The sequence below is a fragment of the Thermogutta sp. genome, from assembly GCF_014359955.1.
GTDB lineage: Bacteria > Planctomycetota > Planctomycetia > Pirellulales > Thermoguttaceae > Thermogutta.
This window is the reverse complement of sequence record NZ_JACIYL010000594.1, coordinates 1-2,833: the sequence shown is the minus strand read 5'-3', so window position 1 is coordinate 2,833 and position 2,833 is coordinate 1. Positions and strand designations below refer to the sequence as shown.

Annotated in this window: 3 protein-coding genes; all 3 read left to right on the top strand. The window is 55.8% G+C overall.

Annotated elements, in window-relative coordinates:
- On the top strand, nucleotides 1-1,325 hold a 1,325-nt coding region (locus H5U08_RS14780), incomplete at its 5' end, for a cbb3-type cytochrome c oxidase subunit I (protein ID WP_297034695.1).
- Nucleotides 1,326-1,426: 101 nt separating this feature from the next.
- Nucleotides 1,427-2,269 carry a cytochrome c oxidase subunit 3 family protein gene (locus H5U08_RS14775; protein ID WP_297034692.1) on the top strand — a complete coding sequence of 281 codons (843 nt, stop codon included), beginning with the start codon at nucleotides 1,427-1,429 and terminating at the stop codon, nucleotides 2,267-2,269.
- Between the two features lie 67 nt (nucleotides 2,270-2,336).
- Complete coding sequence (locus H5U08_RS14770; protein ID WP_297034690.1) at nucleotides 2,337-2,687, top strand: cytochrome C oxidase subunit IV family protein; 351 nt, start codon at nucleotides 2,337-2,339, stop codon at nucleotides 2,685-2,687.
- Nucleotides 2,688-2,833 lie beyond the last annotated feature (146 nt).

The window sequence follows — 2,833 nt, the reverse complement described above, 5'->3', positions numbered from 1 at the left end:
GTTTCCACCTCTGGCTGATCGGGCTGGTGTTTTTCCTCGTTGTCCTGTTCACCGGCGGCCTGGATACGGGATGGACGTTTTACACCCCCTACAGTACGACCACCGACACCCGCGTGACAACGGCAGTCGTGGGTGCGTTTATTCTGGGGTTCAGCTCCATCTTTACAGGGATCAACTTTATTGCGACTATTCATTTCCTTCGTCCGCGAGGCATGAGCTGGTTCCGGATGCCGCTCTTTGTCTGGTCTCTCTATGCCACGGCGATTATTCAGGTCCTGGCCACGCCGGTGCTGGGCATTACGCTTTTGCTCATCGCTCTGGAGAAGAATCTCGGCCTGGGCATTTTTGACCCCAAACTCGGCGGCGACCCCGTGCTCTTCCAGCACTTTTTCTGGTTTTACTCGCACCCCGCCGTTTACATCATGATTCTTCCCGGCATGGGTATTATCAGTGAACTGGTTTCTACCTTTAGCCGCAAACACATTTTCGGATATCGCTTCATTGCTTTCTCCAGCGTGGCCATCGCGATCCTCGGTTTTCTCGTCTGGGGACATCACATGTTCACGAGCGGCCAGTCACGGCTGGCCAGTATGATCTTCAGCGCGCTTACCTTCAGCGTGTCTATTCCTTCGGCGATTAAAGTCTTCAACTGGCTGGCGACCATGTACAAAGGGCGTATTTCGCTGCAAACGCCCATGTGCTATGCCCTTGCGTTCATCCTCCTTTTCGGAATCGGAGGGCTCACCGGATTGTTCCTCGGTGCTCTGGCTACCGATGTTCATCTTCACGACACCTACTTCGTGGTGGCGCACTTTCACTATGTGATGTTTGGCGGAACGCTCGTCGCCTTCCTGGGTGGCCTCCACTACTGGTGGCCGAAAATGACGGGCAAAATGTACAACGATACGCTCGGCCGTTTGGGAGCGCTTTTGATATTCCTCGGTCTCAATCTGACATTCTTCCCCCAATTCGTGTTGGGTAGCCGGGGGATGCCGCGTCGCTACTTCGACTACTCCAGCCTGCTCGATCGCCATCCCGAATTTGCGGGCCTCAACCTCATGTCCACTGCGGGGGCCTATCTGACGGCCATTGGGCTGATCGTGGCGGCCATCTGTCTGCTGGGTTCGTTATGGTGGGGTAAGAAGGCACCGTCCAATCCCTGGGGTTCTGCATCCCTGGAGTGGCGATGCCCCTCGCCACCCCCCAAAGAGAATTTCCTCAGTCCTCCCGTTATAACCCCGGCTTTCGATCCGTACGACCTCGATCAGGTGGTGTACGATCCGGAAACACAGGGCTACCTAGTGCGCCAGGCTGCGGTCACGTGAGTCGAAAAGAGGACGCACAGGGCAATGTGACTTTCATGGTCGCGAGTATTAAGAATTCGGGTTTTTCCAAAAGTTAGTTCTCCATTTTTGTGGCGATGACGATGGCAACACACTCCGTTGAAGTCCCGGAACAACATCACCAAACTGGGGAACACGATCACCATGCAGGGGAGCATCCCCCGCACCTGGCCCATCATTTCGACTCCATGCCCCAGCAGTTTGCGGCCGGCAAACTGGGGATGTGGATCTTTCTGGTGACGGAAATCCTCTTTTTTGGCGGACTCTTTTGCGCGTATGCCGTCTATCGCGCGAATCATCCGGAAGTTTTTGTTCACGCCCATCACTTTCTGGATAAAAACCTCGGCGCGCTGAACACGGCAATCCTCATTTTCAGCAGTTTCACGATGGCCTGGGCGGTGCGCGCCGCACAACTGGGACAGCAACAGACATTACGGCTGTGCCTGATCATAACGCTCCTCTGCGCCGGCGCGTTCCTCGGCGTCAAATATGTGGAATATCGCCAGAAATGGGAACACGGTCTCCTCTGGGCAGGCTGGTATCATCCCCACGTCACCAATGCAGAGCACCACGGGGATGCGGTTCCGAAACCCTCCTCGCCGGTAACCGCACCAACTGCCGGCCAGGCCACACCATCAGAACAAACACCTCAGTCCACCACGGCGGCAACGGCGGGTGAACACTCCGAATACCCCGGTGAACCACGTCTGGCCGGTGTCTTCTTCAGTATTTATTTCTGTATGACGGGCCTTCACGCCCTCCACGTCATCGGAGGGATGATCGCCATCACCTGGCTTCTCATTCGGGCCTTTCAAGGAGTGTTCGGGCCGGAATACTACGGGCCGGTGGACTACGTCGGCCTTTACTGGCACCTCGTGGACATGATTTGGATTTATCTGTTTCCGCTGCTGTATTTGATTCATTGAGATCCCAGCGAGACTTCCGCTCAGGGAAACAACTTCGGAATTGAGAGGCTTTGCAAAGGGAATGACCATGGCGTCGCAGCAGGCAGACCAGGCACATCATGCGGGAGGGCATGTGGTACCAGGATACGTCCTGGTGGCCGTGTTCATTGCGCTTCTTGTACTTACGGCACTCACCGTAGCGGCCACCTGGGTCGACCTGGGATCGGGAAACCTCTTTGTGGCCATTGGAATAGCCACGGTGAAAGCCGCCCTGGTCGCCCTGTTTTTCATGCATTTGCGGTACGATCACCCGTTCTACGGGCTTGTATTTACCGTGGCTCTGCTGTTCCTGGCACTTTTCCTGGGATTGACGCTGGTTGACGTCCGGCAAACATTTCCCGAGGTGCAGGCCGTTCTCCAAAACCCCGTGTCATCTTGACAGACGGTGCGACGTCTGAGGAAGCGTTTGGTCGTTCCGTCGGCGCGACGCACGGCATCTTTCATCACCCGTCATCACTTTCCGAAATATGGGGATGCAGGATCACGGCGTCTTCCCGTCGGCGAGTCAACAATCGATTGCCAATT

What these genes read in the sequence shown, in the direction of transcription:
- H5U08_RS14775 (WP_297034692.1), top strand. Translation starts at nt 1,427, where the DNA reads ATGGCAACACACTCCGTTGAAGTCCCGGAACAACATCACCAAACTGGG.
- H5U08_RS14770 (WP_297034690.1), top strand. Translation starts at nt 2,337, where the DNA reads ATGGCGTCGCAGCAGGCAGACCAGGCACATCATGCGGGAGGGCATGTG.